15 protein-coding genes and 1 pseudogene are annotated in these 19,176 nt (G+C 64.9%); 9 read left to right on the top strand and 7 right to left on the bottom strand.

Translation table 11 applies throughout. The annotated features are described in order from the left end of the window. Positions 1-28 precede the first annotated feature (28 nt). On the top strand, positions 29-1,825 hold the full coding sequence (locus QTH97_RS34700) for a glycoside hydrolase family 15 protein (RefSeq protein ID WP_286573172.1): 1,797 nt from the start codon (positions 29-31) through the stop codon (positions 1,823-1,825). Then, a complete protein-coding gene (locus QTH97_RS34695; protein WP_286573170.1) occupies positions 1,822-2,778 on the top strand; it encodes an aldose 1-epimerase family protein in 957 nt (318 codons plus the stop codon). Before QTH97_RS34700 ends, QTH97_RS34695 begins: the two co-directional genes overlap by 4 nt. Before the next feature lie 500 nt (positions 2,779-3,278). Here the strand turns inward: QTH97_RS34695 and QTH97_RS34690 are convergent, their stop codons facing one another. From QTH97_RS34690 to QTH97_RS34665, 6 genes are all read right to left on the bottom strand, one after another. After that, positions 3,279-4,199 (bottom strand): universal stress protein, encoded by a 921-nt coding sequence (locus QTH97_RS34690; protein WP_286573168.1) that lies wholly within the window; start codon positions 4,197-4,199, stop codon positions 3,279-3,281. A gap of 112 nt (positions 4,200-4,311) precedes the next feature. Further along, positions 4,312-5,271 carry a universal stress protein gene (locus tag QTH97_RS34685; RefSeq protein ID WP_286573167.1) on the bottom strand — a complete coding sequence of 320 codons (960 nt, stop codon included), beginning with the start codon at positions 5,269-5,271 and terminating at the stop codon, positions 4,312-4,314. A gap of 120 nt (positions 5,272-5,391) precedes the next feature. Then, positions 5,392-5,793 carry a GreA/GreB family elongation factor gene (locus tag QTH97_RS34680; protein ID WP_286573166.1) on the bottom strand — a complete coding sequence of 134 codons (402 nt, stop codon included), beginning with the start codon at positions 5,791-5,793 and terminating at the stop codon, positions 5,392-5,394. Positions 5,794-6,753: 960 nt separating this feature from the next. Beyond that, positions 6,754-7,311 (bottom strand): dihydrofolate reductase family protein, encoded by a 558-nt coding sequence (locus QTH97_RS34675; protein ID WP_286573165.1) that lies wholly within the window; start codon positions 7,309-7,311, stop codon positions 6,754-6,756. 646 nt (positions 7,312-7,957) lie between these two features. Continuing rightward, the gene (gene ybgF / locus QTH97_RS34670; protein WP_286573164.1) at positions 7,958-8,896 is read right to left on the bottom strand and encodes a tol-pal system protein YbgF; all 939 of its coding nucleotides are present in this window, start codon (positions 8,894-8,896) and stop codon (positions 7,958-7,960) included. 769 nt (positions 8,897-9,665) lie between these two features. After that, positions 9,666-10,355, bottom strand: a complete 690-nt coding sequence (locus tag QTH97_RS34665; RefSeq protein ID WP_286573162.1) for a GntR family transcriptional regulator — start codon at positions 10,353-10,355, stop codon at positions 9,666-9,668. A 191-nt stretch (positions 10,356-10,546) separates the two neighbouring features. On the opposite strand from QTH97_RS34665, the gene QTH97_RS34660 reads away from it, so the two are divergent. The 6 genes from QTH97_RS34660 to QTH97_RS34635 all read left to right on the top strand — a co-directional run bounded on the left by QTH97_RS34660 (position 10,547) and on the right by QTH97_RS34635 (position 17,217). Next, positions 10,547-11,524 carry a Bug family tripartite tricarboxylate transporter substrate binding protein gene (locus QTH97_RS34660; RefSeq protein ID WP_286573161.1) on the top strand — a complete coding sequence of 326 codons (978 nt, stop codon included), beginning with the start codon at positions 10,547-10,549 and terminating at the stop codon, positions 11,522-11,524. A 24-nt stretch (positions 11,525-11,548) separates the two neighbouring features. Further along, on the top strand, positions 11,549-12,325 hold the full coding sequence (locus tag QTH97_RS34655) for a LamB/YcsF family protein (protein ID WP_286573159.1): 777 nt from the start codon (positions 11,549-11,551) through the stop codon (positions 12,323-12,325). Beyond that, positions 12,325-13,908 (top strand): 5-oxoprolinase subunit B/C family protein, encoded by a 1,584-nt coding sequence (locus tag QTH97_RS34650; RefSeq protein ID WP_286573181.1) that lies wholly within the window; start codon positions 12,325-12,327, stop codon positions 13,906-13,908. The genes QTH97_RS34655 and QTH97_RS34650 overlap by 1 nt, the downstream gene beginning before the upstream one ends. Beyond that, positions 13,905-15,641, top strand: coding sequence for an acetyl/propionyl/methylcrotonyl-CoA carboxylase subunit alpha (locus QTH97_RS34645; RefSeq protein ID WP_286573158.1), 1,737 nt, complete (start codon positions 13,905-13,907; stop codon positions 15,639-15,641). The genes QTH97_RS34650 and QTH97_RS34645 overlap by 4 nt, the downstream gene beginning before the upstream one ends. Positions 15,642-16,294: 653 nt before the next feature. Then, positions 16,295-16,813 carry a helix-turn-helix domain-containing protein gene (locus QTH97_RS34640; protein ID WP_444813511.1) on the top strand — a complete coding sequence of 173 codons (519 nt, stop codon included), beginning with the start codon at positions 16,295-16,297 and terminating at the stop codon, positions 16,811-16,813. Beyond that, positions 16,810-17,217, top strand: a complete 408-nt coding sequence (locus QTH97_RS34635; RefSeq protein ID WP_286573156.1) for a VOC family protein — start codon at positions 16,810-16,812, stop codon at positions 17,215-17,217. Before QTH97_RS34640 ends, QTH97_RS34635 begins: the two co-directional genes overlap by 4 nt. Before the next feature lie 462 nt (positions 17,218-17,679). On the opposite strand, the pseudogene QTH97_RS34630 reads toward QTH97_RS34635, so the two are convergent. Continuing rightward, positions 17,680-18,115, bottom strand: a pseudogene (locus QTH97_RS34630) (tyrosine-type recombinase/integrase); the annotation flags it as partial. Positions 18,116-18,650: 535 nt separating this feature from the next. On the opposite strand from QTH97_RS34630, the gene QTH97_RS34625 reads away from it, so the two are divergent. Next, complete coding sequence (locus QTH97_RS34625) at positions 18,651-18,848, top strand: phosphatase PAP2 family protein (RefSeq protein WP_286573155.1); 198 nt, start codon at positions 18,651-18,653, stop codon at positions 18,846-18,848. Positions 18,849-19,176: the final 328 nt, after the last annotated feature.

Raw genomic sequence — 19,176 nt, 5'->3', positions numbered from 1 at the left:
CGGCGCCGACTGCCCCACGGGAGGTCGAATGGCTCTTCGCATCGAGGACTACGGACTCATCGGCGACATGCACACTGCAGCATTGGTCGGGATGGATGGGTCGATCGACTGGTTGTGCCTGCCGCGCTTCGACTCTTCCGCATGTTTCGCCAACCTGCTCGGCACCGAGGAAAACGGTCGATGGCGCATCGCTCCGACCGGAGACCCTGTCGCCACGACGCGGCGGTATCGGCCTTCGACGCTCGTTCTCGAAACCGAGTTTGAGATGGCCGACGGCGTGGTTCGGCTCATCGACTGCATGGCCTTGCGCACGTCGAACCCACGGATCGTGCGGATCGTCGAGGGCGTGCGCGGCACTGTACCGATGTCCGTTCGGCTCAACCCGCGGTTCGATTACGGCAAGACCGCGCCGTGGATCCTCGCCAAGGAGCAAGCGGTGAGTGCCGGCGCGGGACCGGAGGCGGTGGAGTTGCGGGCCGACGTACCGATCACGTCGCAGGACCGTTGTCTCGAAGCCGACTTCTCGGTGAACGCGGGCGAGCGCGTTTGCTTTGTTCTCACAGGGTACCTCTCCTGGGAAGACGCGCCGCCACCGATCGATGCGCTCGATGCCGTGGCCGAGACTGAGGCCTGGTGGCGCGCCTGGTCGGGTCGTTCGACGTACAAAGGTGCGTGGAAGGATGAGGTCGAACGCTCCCTTATCACGCTCAAGGCGCTCACCTACGCACCCACTGGCGGGCTGGTGGCTGCGCCCACCACGTCGCTGCCCGAGTTTCTCGGCGGTGTGCGCAACTGGGACTACCGGTACTGTTGGATCCGAGACGCAGCGCTCGCGCTGGACGCGCTCATGTCTGCAGGCTATGTCGAGGAAGCGACGCAATGGCGCGACTGGGTGATCCGTGCCGTTGCGGGCGACCCCGAAGACCTGCAGATCATGTACGGGATCGCGGGAGAGCGCCGCCTCGACGAGTACGAACTCGGCTGGCTGGCGGGCTACGAGGGGTCCGCCCCTGTGCGGGTCGGAAACGCTGCCTCGGGGCAACTGCAGCTGGACGTCTATGGCGAGTTGGCCGATGCGATCTATCGCGCGCGGCGGCTCGGCATGACACCCGTCGCCGCAGCGCTGGACCCCACCCAAAGCTTCGTTCTGTGGCTCGAGCGCCATTGGCGCGAACCCGACGATGGCATTTGGGAGGTTCGGGGGCCCCGACGTCAGTTCGTCCACTCGAAGGTGATGGCCTGGGTCGCCGCCGATCGCGTCGTGAAGATGTTGCAAGAGTCGGGCTACAGGGGCGCGATGGACGAACTGCTGCGGATGCGGGACGACATCCACGAGGAGGTGTGCCGCAATGGCTTCGACGCCGAGAGGAACACGTTCACGCAGTACTACGGATCCACGCAGCTCGATGCGGCGCTGCTGCTGATCCCGCAGGTTGGATTTCTGCCGGCGACCGATCCGCGCGTGGCCGGCACGGTCGAGGCGATCCAACGTGAGCTTGTGCATGACGGGTTCGTGATGCGGTACATCCCGGACAAGGACGCGGCCGACGGATTGCCCCCGGGCGAAGGCGCGTTCCTCGCCTGCAGCTTCTGGCTCGTCAACGACCTGGCCATGCTCGGGAGACTCGAGGAGGCCCAGGCGCTTTTCGACCGGCTGCTCTCGCTGCGAAACGACCTCGGACTCTTCGCCGAGGAATACGACCAAGCGCACCAGCGACTGATCGGCAACTTCCCTCAAGCGTTCACTCACCTGACGTTCGTCGCCAGCGCCATGGCTCTCTCGGAAGCTGCCGATGCGCGGGGGTCCACCGCCCTGGACCGATGAACTCGATCGTTGCAAGTTCACCGCCGTCAGGCGTGCAACACGAGATCCGTCATGGCTCGCACCGGGCTATCGTGACCGAAGTGGGCGCGACCCTTCGCCACTATTCGGTGGAGGATGCGGACGTCATCGACGGGTTCGGGTTGGACGAGTGGTCGCCCAGCGGCCGCGGTCAGGTGCTGGCTCCCTGGCCGAACCGCCTCGACCACGGGCAGTACCGGTTCGAAGATCGGGCCTGCCAAGCGGCGCTCGACGAGCCCGAGTTGCAGAATGCGATCCATGGGCTGGTGCGATGGCTCCCGTGGAAGACTGCATCGAAGTCAGCCGATGAAGTTGCGTTGACCTGCGCGCTCCAGCCACAGCCGGGGTATCCGTGGCGGCTCGACCTGGAAGTCCGGTATCGGCTCGATGTGACAGGCCTGACGGTCTCCTTCCGGGCGCGGAATGCCTCGAGCGTCCCCGCGCCCTTCGGGATCGGTTTCCATCCCTACCTGACGGTGGGCGCGGCCATCGATGACGCGGTCCTGCGGGTCCCAGCGAACCGATGCTTTGTGATGGACGACCGCGGGCTTCCGATCGGAGACGAGCCGGTCGCCGGATCGGACCGGGATTTCACCGAGCCGAGGTCGGTCGGCTCGATGCGGCTGGATACTGGCTACACGGAGCTCGTGCGAGGGGCCGACGGCCTCGCGCGTGCATCCCTGGCGCGACCCGACAAGGGCCGACGTGTCAGCCTCTGGGCCGATTCGTCGTTCCGATGCCTGATGGTGTACACGGGCGACACCATCGAGAATGTGTCGCGTCGACGCCGCGCCATTGCGATCGAGCCAATGACGTGCCCGCCGAATGCTCTTCGTTCAGGCATCGGCCTCTTTAAGTTGGAGCCCGGGCAACACGTCGAGGGTCGCTGGGGGGTGGTGCAGGATTGGGCCGAAATTGGCACATTGCCGCCGTAGTATGGGGCGCCACGCGGCAGGAGGTCGACGAGGCAAGGGCCGCCCGATCGCAAGACCCTGGTGAAGGACTGCAAATGGCCGACTAGGGAAGTCCAACATTTTGCGGGCTTGGACTGTTCCCGCTGCGAAGCTGCCGGCACCGTTGACACCACTTTCAAGACTCAGTTGCCCGCTCGCCTCAGCCCGCTCGCGCCGCCGAGCCGCGCAGGAGTCCGTTCGGCCCACGCCAGTGCAAGACCACCATGGCTGCATTCTCGAACCGGCGTGCCAGTCCGGCGCGCCCGACGGAGTTGCCCACTGCCTCCGACGCCTGTTCCGCGACGCTGGCTGGGTGCCCGCCGCCGCGATGAAGGCAAACCACTCGCGCATCGGTGGATAAGTCGACTTCAGTGGTTGCGCGCGTTCGCCAGCAGAAAACGGACGCGACATCTCCATTTATGTGGCCGATGAGCGGGAGACCAGGAAAGCGCGCTTGGTCGATCGGAAGCAGGGCACAGTCTTCATCCGCGGCTCCCGACCGCGTGCTGGGTGGCCAGCTGGTCGCGCCGATCCATGGATGAAGTCATCGTTTCAGCCGCGGGGTCGATGCGCAGATCGAGAGGTACCAATAGAACGTCACGACTTGACAACCGCAGCACGCGATGTGCCACGTTTCCGAAGACAAAATCGGAGAAACCGGAACGCCTGGGCTTGCCGACCACTATGAGGTCGGCGTTGGAATGCAGCTGTTGAGTTGCCGCCTGGCGCGCCCCATCGCTCCTGCCGGTCATGGTGGCCACGCGGCTGGGTCGAGCAGTCGGCGAGTCGGTCGCCCGGAAAAGGTGCTCTTGTGCGTTGCCCGTGCTCTCATGTTGACAGGCCTCCAGGGCCTGCTCTGACAAGTCCTCGTCGACCAAGCCACTCAGCTTGGTCTTCAGCGCATGAAACGGCTCGACTTCAGCGTTGCGATCCAGCGAGCGAGCCAGTTTCAATAGCCTGTTGGGGTTGGGCGCGGAGTCGATCGCTACCAGAATCCGACGGTAGCGATCAACTACCTCCAGCCGTGCCAACAGAATCGGGCAAGGCGCGTTGCGCTGCAGGCGCTCGATGGGTTGGCCGCAGAAAAAGGCTTTGAAGGATGGATTCCAATGCTCGCCGACAACCAAGAGGTCTGCCCATCGGGCTTCCTCGGCGACCGCTTCCAAGTGGCCGCTGGTGTCGGCAACATTCTTTACGAGAATGTCGAAGCGCCTGTAAATCTCTGCGGCGAGCCGCTTCACGTCCTGTTCGACACCAGTGCTGATGAAAGCACCAAGATGCGAGGGCGCATACATGATCTTTAACAGGGCACGCCGCCGTGCAGCGAGCATTGCAGCACGGAGCACCGCTCGGTTGCCCTGCGGCGAAAGGTTGGTGATGGCGAGAATAGAGTGAAAGTTCATGTGTTGTTCTCCTGAAGGCCTATGGCCGCAGATCATTTCGAACGACGGCAAAGGGAGTGTCGAATCGGCAAGTCGCAGCTACCCGAGGCGGGTCGATTTCGGCTGAAGCCTCTTATTCGCCACCAAACACTGCGGCCGGATTGGGAAGGTGCGGTGGATTTGGCGCGCCTGCCCTCACCCGGCGAACCGCAGGCACTTCCGTTGAAAGCCGCTTCACAGCGGCGGCGCTCGAAGCCGGCTCGTGGTTGTGAGGTACCACGAGCACGTCGGTGTTGGAGTCGCCAAGAATGCGGTTCGCCGTGCTTTCAAAGAAGAGGTCGCTCAGTCGCGATGAAGGGTGCCGCCCTACAACGATGAGCTCCGCGTTGCTGTTCTGCTGCTGCACGACGGTCTGCCGGGCAGCGTCACCGTGGCCGATGGCGGACAGCACACGATTGCGCCTGGTGTCATACGAATCCGTCAGCCAGAACATCCTGTCCTGAGCGTAGCGCCGGCACTCGCTGCGGTAGGCCTTGATAGCACGGTCCGAGACCTCGGCGTAGCGAAGCTTCCCCTCGTTGGCCGTGCTGACCGCGTGAAAGAGCTCAACCTGTGCCGACGTGCTAAGAGCAAAGCCAAGCTCGATGAGTCCTCGTGACGCCTCCGAGAAGTCGACTGCAACCAACAGGCTGCGGTATTCATGCTCGGCCTCGCGTCGCACAACAAGGACGGGCCGGCGGGCCGTTCGCAGCAACTCGTCAACCGGCTGGCCCATGAAGAAGGACCGCAAGCTCTTCACTGGGGCTGTGCCCCAGACGATCAGGTCTGCGCAGTCCACTTCGGGGAGAAGCTCCTCGACAGTGAAGGCGAGCCGGTTGACTGCACGGACTCGGATGCCATGGCGCTGGCTGAGCTGCAGAGCGTGGTGCGTAAGTTTGGTGGCGGCATCTGCAGGTGGGGTCTCGCCAGGGTAGGCAAGATAGACGAGCTTGAGCGTTGCGCCGTGCTCCGCGCTGAGAAGCGCTGCGCGATCCAACGCGTTGTTCCCCCGCGGAGAGAAGTCGGTTACGGCGAGGATGAAGTGAGGGGTCATGACAGATCCTTTCGAAATGGCTAGCGCCAGCCTTCCAGTACGCGACAGCGGCGAGGGGAATGCGGGTGCTGACACGGGCGGCTCGTCGAGAGCCATGGGTACGTCGTGGCGGACGTGGGACTACCGGGAATAGTCGCCCGCCGCCTCGGGCTGGTACTGGATGGCGGTGATTTCGGCTGCGCACTCTTCGCCGGTGGGGGTGAGCCACTTGGCGACGTCGCCTGCTTTCAGGCCCAGGAGGCTGATCCCAACTGGCGAGAGCACCGAAATGCAGCCGGCCGCGGGCTCGGCGTCGTCCGGGTAGCAAATCGTGAGCACCTGGCGTCGGCGCGTGTGCGCATCGACGACTTCAACGCGCGAGTACATCGTGATGACATCCGCATTGACTGCGCGGGACCTCATAACCTCCGCGCTTGCCAGCAAATCCGCAAGGGTGGGCGGAAGTTGCTGGCTCAGCAGCTTCGTCAGACGGGCGAAATCAACGTCGGTGAGCGTGCGCTCGCCGTGAACCACTGCATGCATAGCTGCACTCCATCGAGGCGAACGCCGTCTAAGAAAGGCATTCGCGAACGCGCGGGGCTTATGCCCGGCGGTGGATGGTTGCGCTGAAAGGAGAGAGCGGGCCGCCGGGCTTAGGAATGTGCTGGCGTCAGCTGACGACGCGCCTTCTTTGCAGCCGCACGTGCATGGGTCGCCGCTAGAAGCAGCGCAGCCAAGGCAACGTGGGTGCAAATCAGGGTGGTGGTCATGGGGGTAGTGTAGGCAGTTCAACTTGTTCCGCAATCGTCGGCGTCAATGTCCTCACGCCCTCTGCCAGATTTGCGCGCCCCGAGGATTCCTACTGCGAAGCGGAGCGCAGCCCATCGAGAGTCGAGGCGGCTCTCACGGAGGTTTGCTGCCATCGACTCGGCAATGCGCGAATCGTCTGTCTCGCGCCGGTCGCACCGGAGTCGGAATACCTAGCCGGAGAGGCACTCGCCCGCCGCCAACGACCCGGCTGGTAGCCAGCGCCTGGGTATGGCGGCTGGAGAGCTTCATGCAGCGAAGGACACCGAGATGGCCTGCGGTACCCGCAGGGCCCGATCAAGCGAATGTGTTGCATCGACCGGTTGAATCCGCAGCTCAAAGCTGACCTCGCGCCACCTCACCCGATGTTCCACCGCTGTACGTCGGTAGCAGTTCTATGCGGCCAACGACCGAGTTGGCCGGCCGCCTCGGCATACAGCGAGCTGGCTTTCAGGACCCGCAGTGGATGGCGCGAGGGGATTGCGGAGGCGTGGCCCCGAGCAGCAATTAGCGATGCTGAACCGGCTTTGCCCGAACTTCGCCGGACCCGAACGACCGCAGCAAGGAGATCGATCGAGAACTCGATCACGCGCTGCGTGTCGAGGTGACGTCACGCTCGACATGACGGTCGATGATGGAGCTGAGCGACACCGTCCGGGTGCAGTGCGTTGTTCGGCGGCATGGCTGACCTCCAGGTCAGCGCGCGCGCCGGTAGTGCATGGCGACCGCGCCGCTGCGCAGCGCCTTCGCCGAGATCAGCTCGAGCCGTCGAGTGCTGGACAGCCCGCTCTCGTACAGGGTCGGTCCGTGGCCGGCAATCCTGGGGTGGACGAGCAACTTGTACTCGTCGATCAGATCCAGCCGGTCCAGCTCGGTCGCGAGCTGGCCGCTACCGAGGAGCACGCCGTCCGGCGTCGCGTCCTTGAGCTTCTGTACGCCCGTGCGCAGGTCGCCGGCGATGTGGTGGCTGTTGGTCCACGGGAAGTCCTTTCGCGTCGAGGACACCACGTACTTCGGCTTGGCCTCCAGCTTGACCGCCCACGCGCGCATCGCCGGCGGTGCCTCCGCGTCGCCGCGGGCGACCGCTGGCCAGTAGCTCTCCATCATCTCGTAGGTGACGCGGCCCCACAGCATCGCCCCGCCCTCGTCCATGAGGCGGGTGAAGAAGGCGTGCGTCTCGTCGTCGGCGATCCCTTCCTGGTGGTCGACGCAGCCGTCGAGGGTGACGTTGATACTGAACGTCAAGAGACCCATGGTGTCCTCCGATCGAGATACGCGACGAGCGGCTCGCCGCCTGGCTCCAAGGGCACGAGCCCAATTCGCGAGGTGCTCACCCCTGTGTCGCCCAACTAGCAGTTTATCCAGCACGTCGTGCCACAAAACTTCGCCAACTGTTGCTTCGCCAAGTTGGCGCAATTCACGATAAGGCTTTGTGGCAAAGAAAATCCGCACGGCGGGCCGGAACTCAGCGCCATCGAATTGATGCAGAAAGTGGCGTCCATCGGGGCGACGTTTGGCGCGGGCGTGCTGAGCGGCAGCAACCGCTGCAGGTGCGCCGTACCTCGTGCCCCGTTGTTCGCGATCAAGCATCAGTTCGCAAGGGTCGGAAGCAGGCGCGCGGACCCTCGACCCGCAGATGAGGTTGCCCCAGCGCGGCCGAAGTGTCCGCCGTGTGGAAGCTCGGTCCAACGCTGTCCGTTGAACACTCGTTCGGTCCATGCACGTGGCGGCGACGAAAAGGTTTCTGGGGAACATCGCGAAACGCCCGTCGGACATCCACGTACAAGAGGCCAAGGCGCACAGCGGGTTTCCATCACGGCCGGACGTCTTCACGATAGCTGCCTTGCGACGCCCGCCCCGGGCGCCTCGTTCTTCGCCCTTGGCTCTGCCCAAACCCGTCTCATTGGAGCTTGGCAAGGCGTTCCTCGGCCATGTCCGCCGCTTCGGAATCTGGATACGCCTCTACAACGTCTTGAAGCGTCCGGCGGGCCGCTTTGACATTCATGAGTTCGACTTGGCAATCGGCCACAGACAACAGCGCGTCGGGTGCGCGCAGATGGGTGGGCTCGGCCTTCACCAGCGCCCGGAAATTGACTTCAGCATCCAAGTAGTTGTGCAGGGCGTACTGGACACTGCCCAGCCAAAACAGCGCAGAAGGCTTGTATCTGCTTTGCGGGTAGTGCTTGACGAAAGCCACGAGGCCATCTTGTGCTTGAGCAATGTCGCCTTCGCGAAGGGTGGCAAGCGCCGCTTCAAACTCATGCTTCTCGGCGGACCCGACGACAAACCGCTGGCCATCCACCAAGACCATGGTCGACTCCACATTGCGCTCGCCAGCGCGCTGTTCCGTGCCCGTCCGGCTTCGCTGCATATCGGCCATGCCATGGGCCAGCTCCTCGTTTTGTCCGCGCACGATCGCCACTTCGTTGCGCAAGTGCTCCATCTGGTTGGAAAGATCGAGCATGCTGCGACGCAGCTGGACATTGTCCTCATTGGCTTTTCGCAGGTCATCTGCGACGCGCTGCTGGGAATTGGAGACCCTTTGTCGCAGCTCGATGGCGCTCGCGGCCGAAAGGGCATACAGGCCATGCCCCACGGTGCAGCCCATCGAGCACGCCACGCCCGCGCCCATCAATGCAGCACCTACCCGACGGCGAAAGTCGCCTCCTAACATAGCCCAGACAACCACCCCCAAGACAGCCAGCGGGGCCAGGCCCAGGCCAGCGAAGCCGCTCGATCTGCCGAGCGCGCTGGGCGTGCTCGATCCGGACATAGTCGTTCCCCCAAGGCGGTTGTCAATTAAATCCTGAAGGAAACAGACTAAGGTCAGTAGGGTCATGACGCCATTTCTCCAGGTTGGCGTGCAGGGATTTACCCAGCGAACAAGCCGCCGCTCTCGCCATGACTTCGCGTTTCGCGAGAAGATCCTTGCCCGAGCTTCGTCAACGCGTTCGGCGCTCACGTCAACAGGCAGTCCGAATCGGGCCAGGGGGGATGGGCCAACCTGGATGTCGTGGTCGGGCTATTCACCGCGCGTCGTCCGCGCCTTCTCGAGTTTCTTGAACCCGCCACTCCCTTTGTCGGCGACCAGTGACGCAAGTCCCAACGCCCGGATCAGGTTCGACTCGTATCGCGCACGCGGGCAAGCTGAATCCAATTGACCCGGACTCAAGGTCAGCAGGCAGCTATGGAGCCGTCAGTGGAAGTCCGCGAGCTGCCCAGGACAGCAACCGCTGCTGCCAGCATGACGTCGCTCTCGACGTGCCCCGCCGGTTCCGGCGGAACAGCGGAGGGGTGGGGCGCGTTTCCGATTGCTTGGTGGCGCCGGCGCTACTCGCGCGGCCAGTTCCACGCCGATCACAGTGTTGATCCGACGGCTGGTGCAGTGAAGTGGGACATGCTGGAGGAGTGGTCGAACACCAAGCGCGCGCTCAAGCACGCTTCCTTCCCGCTGAGTTCGGGCAACCCGCGACGGTTTGGTGCTCGACCTTGCAACAGTCTCCTTCACCCACAGAACAGCCGACGGTGAGGAACAGCAGATGAACGTCAACCCAGGACGGTGCAGCTCCGCTCAGACGCACCGCCGGAGCCGGGGGCCGGCGCCCGACTCACGAGCGAGTGGCCGCCGACTCGGAAATGTGCCTGGCATAGACCGCCAGCACGATGCGCTCGGATTGAACCAGGTATTCGTTGAGCGCCGCAGCTGCATCGGGAAACTTGCCGGCTTCAGCAAGTTCGAGAATCTTCATATTCATGTCGATGTAGGGCGCGTGCAAGAACTCGGCGTCGCGCAAGAAGCCGAAGGCCAGTCGCAGTTCGGCAAGCACCGGGGCGAACAACAGGTTGAGCCGTTCGCTGTCGGCCAGCTCGACGATGGCCATGTGAAATGCCATGTTGGCGGTGCCCACGCCCACCCAGTTGCCGCTGTCCCGGCAGCGAAGCTGGGCTTCCACCGCCTCGCGCATCTTCTTCTTGGCCGGGTGGCGGGGATAGGCCTGCGAAAGTGCCTGGCATTCGATCAGTCGGCGAACTCGGTAGATGTCGATGATCGACGCGATGCTCGGGATGGCCACGAACACTCCCCGGTTCGGTGCGTGCTTGACCAGGCCGTCCTTGGTCAGCGTGCGGAACACCTCGCGCAGCGTGTTGCGCGAAATGCCCAGGCTCTCGCTCAGGGCCTGCTCGGACAGGCGCTGGCCGGGCAAGAACTCGCCCTGCGTGATCTTCTGCCGCACCTGCTCGGCCATGCGTTCGCTCAGGGTCTGGGCTTCTGGGGAGGGGGTACCGGGCGGGTTCATTGGGGTGGGTTTGTATCAGATTCCGCTGCACATGGCCTCATGATTGTTCAACAAAACGCGGGTATTCACTTAGAAAGTGAAGGCGGTTATGCCTTTCAACTTTGCTTGAATTGTTCAACAATTCGCGTTCGATGATTCAACCAAATGTTCCGATTGGTCGAGTCATACACCCAACCCAACTGGAGCGCCCGATGACTGTTTCCTCCCTGAATGCTCTCGCCGCTGTCGCGCTGCTGGTCGCCGGTGCCCAGCCGGCCTGGGCCGCCGACTATCCGACCAAGCCGATCAAGATCGTGGTGCCGTACGCGGCCGGTGGCTCTACCGATACTCTGGCGCGAGTGGTCGCAGAGCGACTGGGCAAGCGCCTCGGGCAGGCGGTGGTGGTCGAGAACAAGCCGGGCGCCAGCGAGCAGATCGCCATCGCCAGCGTCACCAAGGCCGCGCCCGACGGCTACACGATCCTGCTGTCCACGCTCAGCGGGCTGGCGGTCAACCCCGGCCTTTACGGAGCGCGGCTGCCCTACAACCCGCAGAAGGACCTCACGCCGATCGTGTTGGCGGCGACCGTGCCCAGCGTAGTGGTTGTGCACCCGTCGGTGCCAGCGAAAAACATGACGGAGCTGGGCGCCTACCTGAAGAGCAAGCCCGGCGCAGTCAGCTATGCCTCCGCCGGCCCGGGGACCCCCAGCCATCTCGGCATGGAGTATTACAAGAAGGCGAACGGATTCGACCCGGTGCATGTGCCCTACAAGGGAGGCGCCCCGGCGTTGCAGGAGGTGATGGGCGGGCAGGTGCAGTTGATGATGGCGCTCGTGCCCGAAGCGATGCCAATGGTGAAGAGCGGCCGCATGCGCGCGCTGGCGGTGACGACCACCAAGCGCCTGGCCGCCTATCCCGAATTGCCGACCGTGTCGGAGTCGGGCGGCAAGGACTTCGACATGACCTTCTGGTACGCCTTCATGGCACCGGCCGCCACGCCCGCCGAGATCGTGACCACGCTGAACCAGGCGATCGACGCCGTCCTGGCCGAGAAGGAGGTTCGTTCCCGGCTGGACGAGATGAGTCTCGACGTGGTCGGGGGCCCGCCGGCAAAGGTGACCGAACTCATCAAGAGCGATTCCGCGAAGTGGAAGAAGGTGATCGATGACGCCGGCATCAAGGTCGACTGATTCCTGGCACCGGCAAGCACCAACATGGATTTGAACAGCGATCTCGGCGAGGGCCTGGGGGCCTGGCGCATGGGCGACGACGACGCCATGCTGGGCATCGTCAGCAGCGCCAACGTGGCCTGCGGTTTCCATGCCGGCGATCCCGCCGGCATCCTGCAGACCTTGCGCACCGCAGCCGAGCGTGGCGTGGTCGTCGGCGCACATGTGTCCTACCCCGACCTGACCGGCTTCGGCCGTCGCAACATGGACGTGGCCAGTGCCGACCTGGTGGCCGACGTGATCTACCAGATCGGTGCGCTCCAGGGGCTGGCCGCCGCGGCGGGTACCAGGGTGCGCTACGTCAAGCCGCACGGTGCGCTCTACAACACGATCGCCCATGACGAGCGGCAAGCGCGCGACGTGATCGCTGCGATCCATGCCATCGATCCCAGCCTGTATCTCGTCGGGCTCGCCGCCTCGCCGTTGCTGGACTGGGCGCAGGCCCGCGGCCTGCGCACCGTGGCGGAGGCTTTTGCCGATCGTGCCTACACGCCGCAAGGCACGCTGGTCTCGCGGCGCGAGAAGGGCGCTGTGCTGCACGATGCGCACGAGGTGGCGGCGCGCATGCTGCGCCTGGCGACGGAGGGTGTTGTGACGGCCATCGACGGCAGCACGGTGCGCATCGAGGCCGATTCGCTCTGCGTGCATGGGGACAGCCCTGGCGCAGTCCAGATGGCGCGGGAAGTGCGCGCGCTGCTCGAGCGCTCGGGCGTGAGCGTGCGGTCCTTTGTCGATGCGGTCCCCGCGGAGGCATTTCGATGATGCGATTTCTGCCGGTCAACCTCGATGCCGTGCTGGTCGAACTCGATGATCTGCCGCAGACCCTGGCGCTCCTTGCTTCACTGCAGGCCGACCCCATCGACGGCATCGAAGAGATGGTGCCGGCCGCGCGCACGTTGCTGGTTCGCTATCGCCCCGCGAAGCTATCGCGCGCGGCACTGCTCGAGCGCATCGGCGCGCGAAGCCTCACGGCACCGGTCGAACGCACTGGCACGCTGATCGAGATCCCCGTCGACTACACCGGTGAAGACCTCGACGAGGTCGCGCAGATGCTGGGCATGTCGCGTGACGAGGTGATCCGTCGTCACACGGGCAGTGAGTACACCGTTGCCTTCACCGGCTTTGCGCCGGGCTTTGCCTATCTGAGCGGCGGCGACTCGGGGCTGAACGTGCCGCGCCGCGCCACACCGCGTACGCGCATCCCGGCCGGTGCCGTGGGGCTGGCAGGGCCCTTCAGCGGCGTCTATCCGCAGGCCAGCCCGGGCGGCTGGCAGATCATCGGCGTGACGGCTGTGCCGATGTGGGACCTGGGACGCGAGGTGCCGGCTTTGCTGCAACCGGGATTCCGCGTTCGCTTCATCGACATGGCCGGTCGACCGGCATGGCCGTCGCCCGCAATGGCGCGCCAGCCGGCCGCAGCTTCAATCGCCGTCGATCCCCATGGCGCCGCGTTGGAGATTCGCAGCACCGGTTTGCAGGCCCTGTTCCAGGACACGGGTCGCCATGGTCAGACGGGCCAGGGCGTGTCGGCTTCGGGTGCGGTGGACCAGGGGGCATTGCGCGCGGCCAACAGACTGGTCGGCAATACCAGTGATGAGGCCTGCGTGGAGATCGTCTACGGCGGCTTCCAGTTCGTCTGCCGCGGCGAGGCCGTGGTGGCCTTCACCGGCGCGGATGCACCCATCGTCGTCACCACTGTCGGTGGTACGTCCAGGTCCGCGCCTGCCTACCACGCGATCGCCCTGTCGGACGGCGACAGCCTCGTGCTGGGCACGCCGCGCGCGGGCATTCGCTCGTACCTCGCGGCGCGCGGCGGCTTCACCATCGCGCCGGTGCTCGGCAGCTGCTCGACCGACACGCTGGCCCGCGTCGGGCCCGCACCGATCGCGGCCGGTGATGTGTTGCCGGTACGTTCGGTGGTGCGCGGCGCCATCGTGGGTCTGCACGAGCAGCCTCCCGCCGACCTGCCTACGATGGAGCAGACCGTCACCCTCGACGTGGTGATGGGCCCGCGCACGGACTGGTTCACGCCCGAGGCGGTGGCGCTGCTGTCCAGCCAGGTGTGGAAGGTCACGCCGCAGTCCAACCGCGTCGGCCTGCGCTTGGCCGGCGAACAGCCCTTGACCCGCGCCAACGCAGCCGAGTTGCCCAGCGAAGGGACTGCGCTCGGCGCCTTGCAGGTGCCGCCGAGCGGGCAGCCCCTGCTGTTCATGGCAGACCACCCGCTCACGGGCGGCTACCCGGTGATTGGCTCCGTTGCCAGCTACCACCTCGACCTCGCGGGGCAGGTTCCCATCGGCGCGAGCCTGCGCTTCAACCCCATCCACCCATTCGGTACCCCATGAAAAAAGTCCTGATCGCAAATCGCGGCGAGATTGTCGTGCGCATCGTGCGCGCCTGCGCAGATTACGGCGTGAAGTCGGTCGCCGTGTATGCCGACGCCGACCTGGACGCGTTGCATGTGCGAATGGCCGATGAGGCCTATGGCCTGGACGGCCAGCGCCCCGCCGACACCTACCTGAACATCGACAAGCTGTTGGCCGTGGCTGCGCGCAGCGGCGCCGATGCTGTGCACCCGGGCTACGGCTTCCTGTCGGAGAACGCAGGCTTTGCGCGCGCCGTCATCGCGGCCGGTCTCGCCTGGATCGGCCCGCCGCCAGAGGCCATCGACGCGCTGGGGGACAAGGTGCAGGCGCGCAAGATCGCCCTGGAGGTCGGCGCGCCGCTGGTCGCGGGCACGCCCGGGCCGGTGAGCGACGCGCGGGAAGTGCTCGCCTTCGCCGAACAGCACGGTCTGCCCATCGCCATCAAGGCCGCCTTCGGCGGAGGAGGGCGCGGTCTCAAGGTGGCCTGGCGCATGGATGAGGTGGCCGACCTTTACGAATCGGCGGTGCGCGAGGCCGTGACCGCCTTCGGCCGCGGCGAGTGTTTTGTTGAGCAGTTCCTCGACCGGCCGCGCCACATCGAGGCGCAAGTGATTGCCGACACCCACGGCCACGTGGTGGTGCTCGGCACGCGCGACTGCTCGCTGCAGCGGCGCAACCAGAAGCTGGTCGAAGAGGCGCCTGCGCCCTTCCTGACCGACGAGCAGCACGCGCGCATCCACCAGTCGGCGCGCGACGTGTGCGCCAGGGCCGGCTATGTCGGCGCCGGGACCGTGGAGTTCCTGCTCAGCGGCACGGGCGCGATCTCGTTCCTCGAGGTCAACACCCGCCTGCAGGTTGAGCACCCCGTGACCGAGGAGACCTCGGGCATCGACCTGGTGGTGGAGCAACTTCGGGTGGCCGATGGCCTGCCGCTGTCGATTTCCGACACGCCGGTGCCGCGTGGCCACGCCTTCGAGTTTCGCATCAACGCCGAAGACGTGGGCCGCGGCTTTCTGCCGACGCCCGGCCCGGTGCGCCTGTTCGAGGCGCCTTCGGGCCCAGGTGTGCGCGTGGACACCGGCGTGCTGTCGGGTTCCGTGGTGCCCGGCACTTTCGACTCGCTGATGGCCAAGCTCATCGTCACCGGCGCAACGCGCGCGCAGGCCATTGCCCGCGCGCGGCGGGCGCTCAAGGAGTTCCGGATCGAGGGTGTGGCCTCGGTGCTGCCGTTCCACCGGGCGGTGATGGAGCAGCCGGACTTCACATCGGACGATGCGTTCAAGGTGCATACGCGCTGGATCGAGACCGAGTTCGCCAACACCTTGGCCGCCGCCGTGCGCAGCGAACTGCCCGCGCCCGATGCAGCCCTGGTGCGCACCGTGATCGAGATCGACGGGCGCCGCATGGCGCTTGGCCTCCCGACCGAACTCCTGCGCGGCTTGCAGTCCGCGGCGGGCGGTGCTGCATCGCCCGCCGCGGCGCACACACCGGTCGCCGCAGACCCCGCGTCGGTTGCCGCACCGATCGCCGGAACGCTGCAATCGTGGAAGGTGGCCGACGGCGACACTGTCGCCCAGGGCGACGCCATCGCGACGATGGAAGCCATGAAGATGGAAATGCTGGTGCCGGCCCATCGCGCAGGGCGCATTGCGCTGAAGGCTGAGCAAGGGGCGTATCTGCTCGCGGGCTCGGCGGTTGCCGAGATCCATTGATCGACCGCGCCGGGTAAGGCCGAAGACGGAAGCCGCGGGAGGAGGGGCGGTGATCCTATCGGCAAGGGGCGGCGAATTGCCTCAATGGCGGCCGAGTTCCGCCACAGATCGTGGGCGAACGCGACATGCCACGCCTTTCGCCCTCCGCATGCCAAGCAGCGGCTAAGACAGCGCAAGGGCATTTTTCCGGTTTAGACCCTGCAATGAAGGGCGCAAGCTCGGAAGGCGTCGGATGAACTCTGAAGCAGTCACGAAGGCCCGCCTTTGGCGAGTGGCCCGGTTCGACGTCCGAGCCCGAATGCGTGCTTCGGACTAGTTGCCGTCGGTCGAGTGTTCGAGCTGAATAGCAGTGAGTTCTGAAAGCTGCCTTTGGCCCCCTTGCGGGCGCACCGGTGTACTTCGGAAGCTGACCCGATAGGAGGCCGCATGCAAAGCGGCACACGAAATCAAGTTGAACGACCGCTTCGATACAGCGAACTGGCTTCGGGGCCCCGACCAGTCCTTCGGTCTCAGCGAACGGCTCACCCCAGACCGCTCGTCCACTGCACGCACTGCGCGGCTACCACTCAAAATGGCGTCCTTGCCGGTCACGGCGCTCGCCCAGCATCGCTCCGAAATGAACGATGCTCAATTTGTACCTCCAAGAGGCGCAAATGCTCCTCGATTGCTCCGGAGATGGCATGAATAGAGACCCTGCGAACCAAGATCCAGAACTGTTGCGCCGGCTGCTGCGCGCGAAGGACCGGATAGACGCCGCATCGCATGAGGAGTGGCCTGTCGGGCGGCTGGCGCAGGTGAGTGGCGTCTCCGAGGCTCACTTCGCGCGATCGTTCAAGCAGGCCTTCGGTAGCCCGCCTCACCGGTATTTGCTCACGCGGCGCATTGAGCGGGCGATAACGCTGCTCCGCGAAACCGATTTGTCCATCACTGACATTGCCTTTGATACAGGATGGGCGAGCTTGGGCACATTCGGGCGCACCTTCCGCGATATCACGGGCGATAGTCCGAGCGCAGTCCGGGCGCGCGTGAGGGCGACGACGCGCGAGCTGGGCCGCGTGCCCGTCTGCATCGTCAGCGCCGCGCACCGACCCGACCTCACGACCGCAGTTTCGGAGAAGCGACGCCAGGCAACAAGCGGTACAAACGAACCCGAACAACAGGAGATCCAATGATTCGAGGCGTTGAAGTGATCGGTTTGTACGTGCGCGATCAAGACGAAGCACTCGCGTTCTATGTCGAGCAGCTCGGGTTCCGCGTTCACACGGACGTGGCAAACGGCGACTATCGCTGGCTCACGGTGCAGCATCCGGATCAGCCGTCGTTCCAGCTCGGCCTGTTCACACCCGGACCGCCGGTGCTTGATGCGGCGACGGCGCAAACAGTGCGCGCGATCGTGGCCAAAGGCGCCATGCCGCCGCTCGTGCTGACCGTGGACGACTGCCGCGTTGCCTACGACCGAATGCTCGCCCGGGGGGTGGAATTCACGCAGGAACCCGTGGATCGCTACGGTACTGTGGACGCCGGCTTCCGCGATCCGTCGGGGAACGGGTGGAAGATGATCCAGGCGCGCCGCTAGAGTAAGCCACCTTGAACTGAACCACCGGGTCCGTCAGACCCGTCGCTGGCTGTCCGTTGCATTTACGGTCACAGTCATCGCCAAGTTCATCGTCCGGGCGCAGGGGGAACCTTTCCCTGGGTAACCTGCCGCGGCCGGTCCCGCTCTTTTTGCTTCTATTCAGCGGTCTGTACCTGTTCATGCTGCCGTGCGCCTGCATGCGACGCAGCAGAAGAAAAAAGCCACGCGATGGGAGGCAGGTGGTCTGAAGCAGAGTCCATTGAAAGGCCGCCACGCATTCAAGCTTGATCGAACTTTCCGAAAGCCGCCATTCGCGAGCGATCGTTTGTGGCCGACCCCGCCATTCCAAGGTGGTTCCAGGAAGCTGCCGTTCGGCTCGGCCGCCGGGCAGCCCCTCGGCGAGGCGGGCACATCGACCGAACTCTGCGATCGGCCGCAATGCCCGATTGCTTGCCGCGCGGATCAGATCTCAGTCTGCCCCGAGATCTCCAAGGCGTCGTCCATCTCGATGCCGAGGTATCTCACCGTCGGCTCCAACTTGGAGTGCCAAAGAAGCAATTGCACTGCGCTCAGGTTCGTGGTGCGGCGGTAGATCAACGTTGCATTGGTTCGCCGCATGGAATGCGTGCGTATTCAGCGGGATCAATACCAAGGTCCTCGACCCAGTTCTCGAGAATGCGGGCGTACTGCCGCGTCCCGAGATGTGGTGAGTCGTGAACGCGGCTGGAGAACAAGAAACTGTCGGATTTGAGCCCTGCTTGCTTGATCCACTCCGGCACAGCTTCGCGTGTCACCTGGGTGATCTCGAACTGAACAGGGCGCTGGTCATGTGCTGCATCACCACGGCGCTGCTTGCCACCTGGTCGCCGTGGCAGATGTCCCGGACCTTTAGGCTGACGTCGGCGCTCGACCAAGGCGAGGTCGAGATCCGGCGCATCGGCGCGCGGAAGGAAGGACGGCTGGCCTGATCGATGCTGCAGTTCGGCTTGGTGAAACTCGATCGCAGTTCAGCTTCCGTTCATTCTCGCGACCTACGTTGACGCCATGCTGGTGCGTATTCGATCTCGTTCTGACGGGGGCTCGACGGTCCTCATCTGCCTGCATGCATGCCTCGCGGCGCTGGTCTTCCTGTTGTGCGTGCTGCTCGGCGCCCATGAGGTCCGCGCCGACTCGCAACGGCAGGCCGGCGATTTCCTCGCGACGGCCATGCCCCTCGCGACGCTCGGCACGGAGTTGTATCGGGGCGATCGGGAGGGCGCCTGGCAATTCACCATGACATTTGCCGCAAGCATCGCAGCCACCGATGTGCTCCAGCGGACGACCCACGTCGAGCGGCCCGACCGATCGAACGATCAGTCGTTTCCGTCGGGCCATGCGGCGCGCGCCTTCTCCTCGGCCGCCTACGTGCGCCGGCGCCACGGGTTCGACGTGGCGTGGCCGATGACATCGCGGCGCTGTACGTCGGGTACACCCGTGTGGAAGCCGATCGGCACAGCTGGACCGATATCGCCGGCGCGGCCCTGGTGTCGGAGTTGGCTGCGTGGTGGCTCGTGGAGCCTGAGTCCAAGGTCGTCGTCATGCCGATGGTCGGCCGCCGCTACGTCGGCGTCCACATCGCGGCACGCTGGTGAACGGCCCGCTTCCTCGCGGTGCACTCGCCACAGGTCTTCGACTGACCCTTCGCTCGCCTCGATCGCCGCGACTGCTTGAGTGCCGCCGGAAATGCTCGCGATGCAGTGCAGATCCGCCTGTAGGACCTGCTCGGGGATGCAACTCCGTCGGTCGCTCGTCTTGAGCGGTGAATGCCCGCCTTGCGGACGTCGATGCCGACTGCCGAGGTCGACAATGGGCCAATTCTGTTGAAAAACTCCCTAGAAATTTGACCCGTCTCGACTATGTTGGATGCATCTCACCGAGGAGTGCATCGACATGATGGGTCATCAAGGCGGCGTGCAAGAC

Source organism: Variovorax gracilis (assembly GCF_030317115.1).
GTDB classification, from domain to species: Bacteria; Pseudomonadota; Gammaproteobacteria; order Burkholderiales; family Burkholderiaceae_C; genus Variovorax; species Variovorax gracilis.
The sequence above is the reverse complement of the archived record's forward strand: the minus strand, read 5'-3'. Positions and strand labels throughout refer to the sequence as shown.

Excerpts from the sequence above, each read along its gene's own strand:
- QTH97_RS34640 (WP_444813511.1), top strand. The coding sequence starts at position 16,295 with ATGCTCCTCGATTGCTCCGGAGATGGCATGAATAGAGACCCTGCGAAC.
- QTH97_RS34695 (WP_286573170.1), top strand. The coding sequence starts at position 1,822 with ATGAACTCGATCGTTGCAAGTTCACCGCCGTCAGGCGTGCAACACGAG.
- QTH97_RS34665 (WP_286573162.1), bottom strand. The coding sequence starts at position 10,355 with ATGAACCCGCCCGGTACCCCCTCCCCAGAAGCCCAGACCCTGAGCGAA.
- ybgF (WP_286573164.1), bottom strand. The coding sequence starts at position 8,896 with ATGACCCTACTGACCTTAGTCTGTTTCCTTCAGGATTTAATTGACAAC.
- QTH97_RS34645 (WP_286573158.1), top strand. The coding sequence starts at position 13,905 with ATGAAAAAAGTCCTGATCGCAAATCGCGGCGAGATTGTCGTGCGCATC.
- QTH97_RS34650 (WP_286573181.1), top strand. The coding sequence starts at position 12,325 with ATGCGATTTCTGCCGGTCAACCTCGATGCCGTGCTGGTCGAACTCGAT.
- QTH97_RS34700 (WP_286573172.1), top strand. The coding sequence starts at position 29 with ATGGCTCTTCGCATCGAGGACTACGGACTCATCGGCGACATGCACACT.
- QTH97_RS34660 (WP_286573161.1), top strand. The coding sequence starts at position 10,547 with ATGACTGTTTCCTCCCTGAATGCTCTCGCCGCTGTCGCGCTGCTGGTC.
- QTH97_RS34655 (WP_286573159.1), top strand. The coding sequence starts at position 11,549 with ATGGATTTGAACAGCGATCTCGGCGAGGGCCTGGGGGCCTGGCGCATG.
- QTH97_RS34690 (WP_286573168.1), bottom strand. The coding sequence starts at position 4,199 with ATGAACTTTCACTCTATTCTCGCCATCACCAACCTTTCGCCGCAGGGC.
- QTH97_RS34635 (WP_286573156.1), top strand. The coding sequence starts at position 16,810 with ATGATTCGAGGCGTTGAAGTGATCGGTTTGTACGTGCGCGATCAAGAC.
- QTH97_RS34685 (WP_286573167.1), bottom strand. The coding sequence starts at position 5,271 with ATGACCCCTCACTTCATCCTCGCCGTAACCGACTTCTCTCCGCGGGGG.
- QTH97_RS34680 (WP_286573166.1), bottom strand. The coding sequence starts at position 5,793 with ATGCATGCAGTGGTTCACGGCGAGCGCACGCTCACCGACGTTGATTTC.
- QTH97_RS34675 (WP_286573165.1), bottom strand. The coding sequence starts at position 7,311 with ATGGGTCTCTTGACGTTCAGTATCAACGTCACCCTCGACGGCTGCGTC.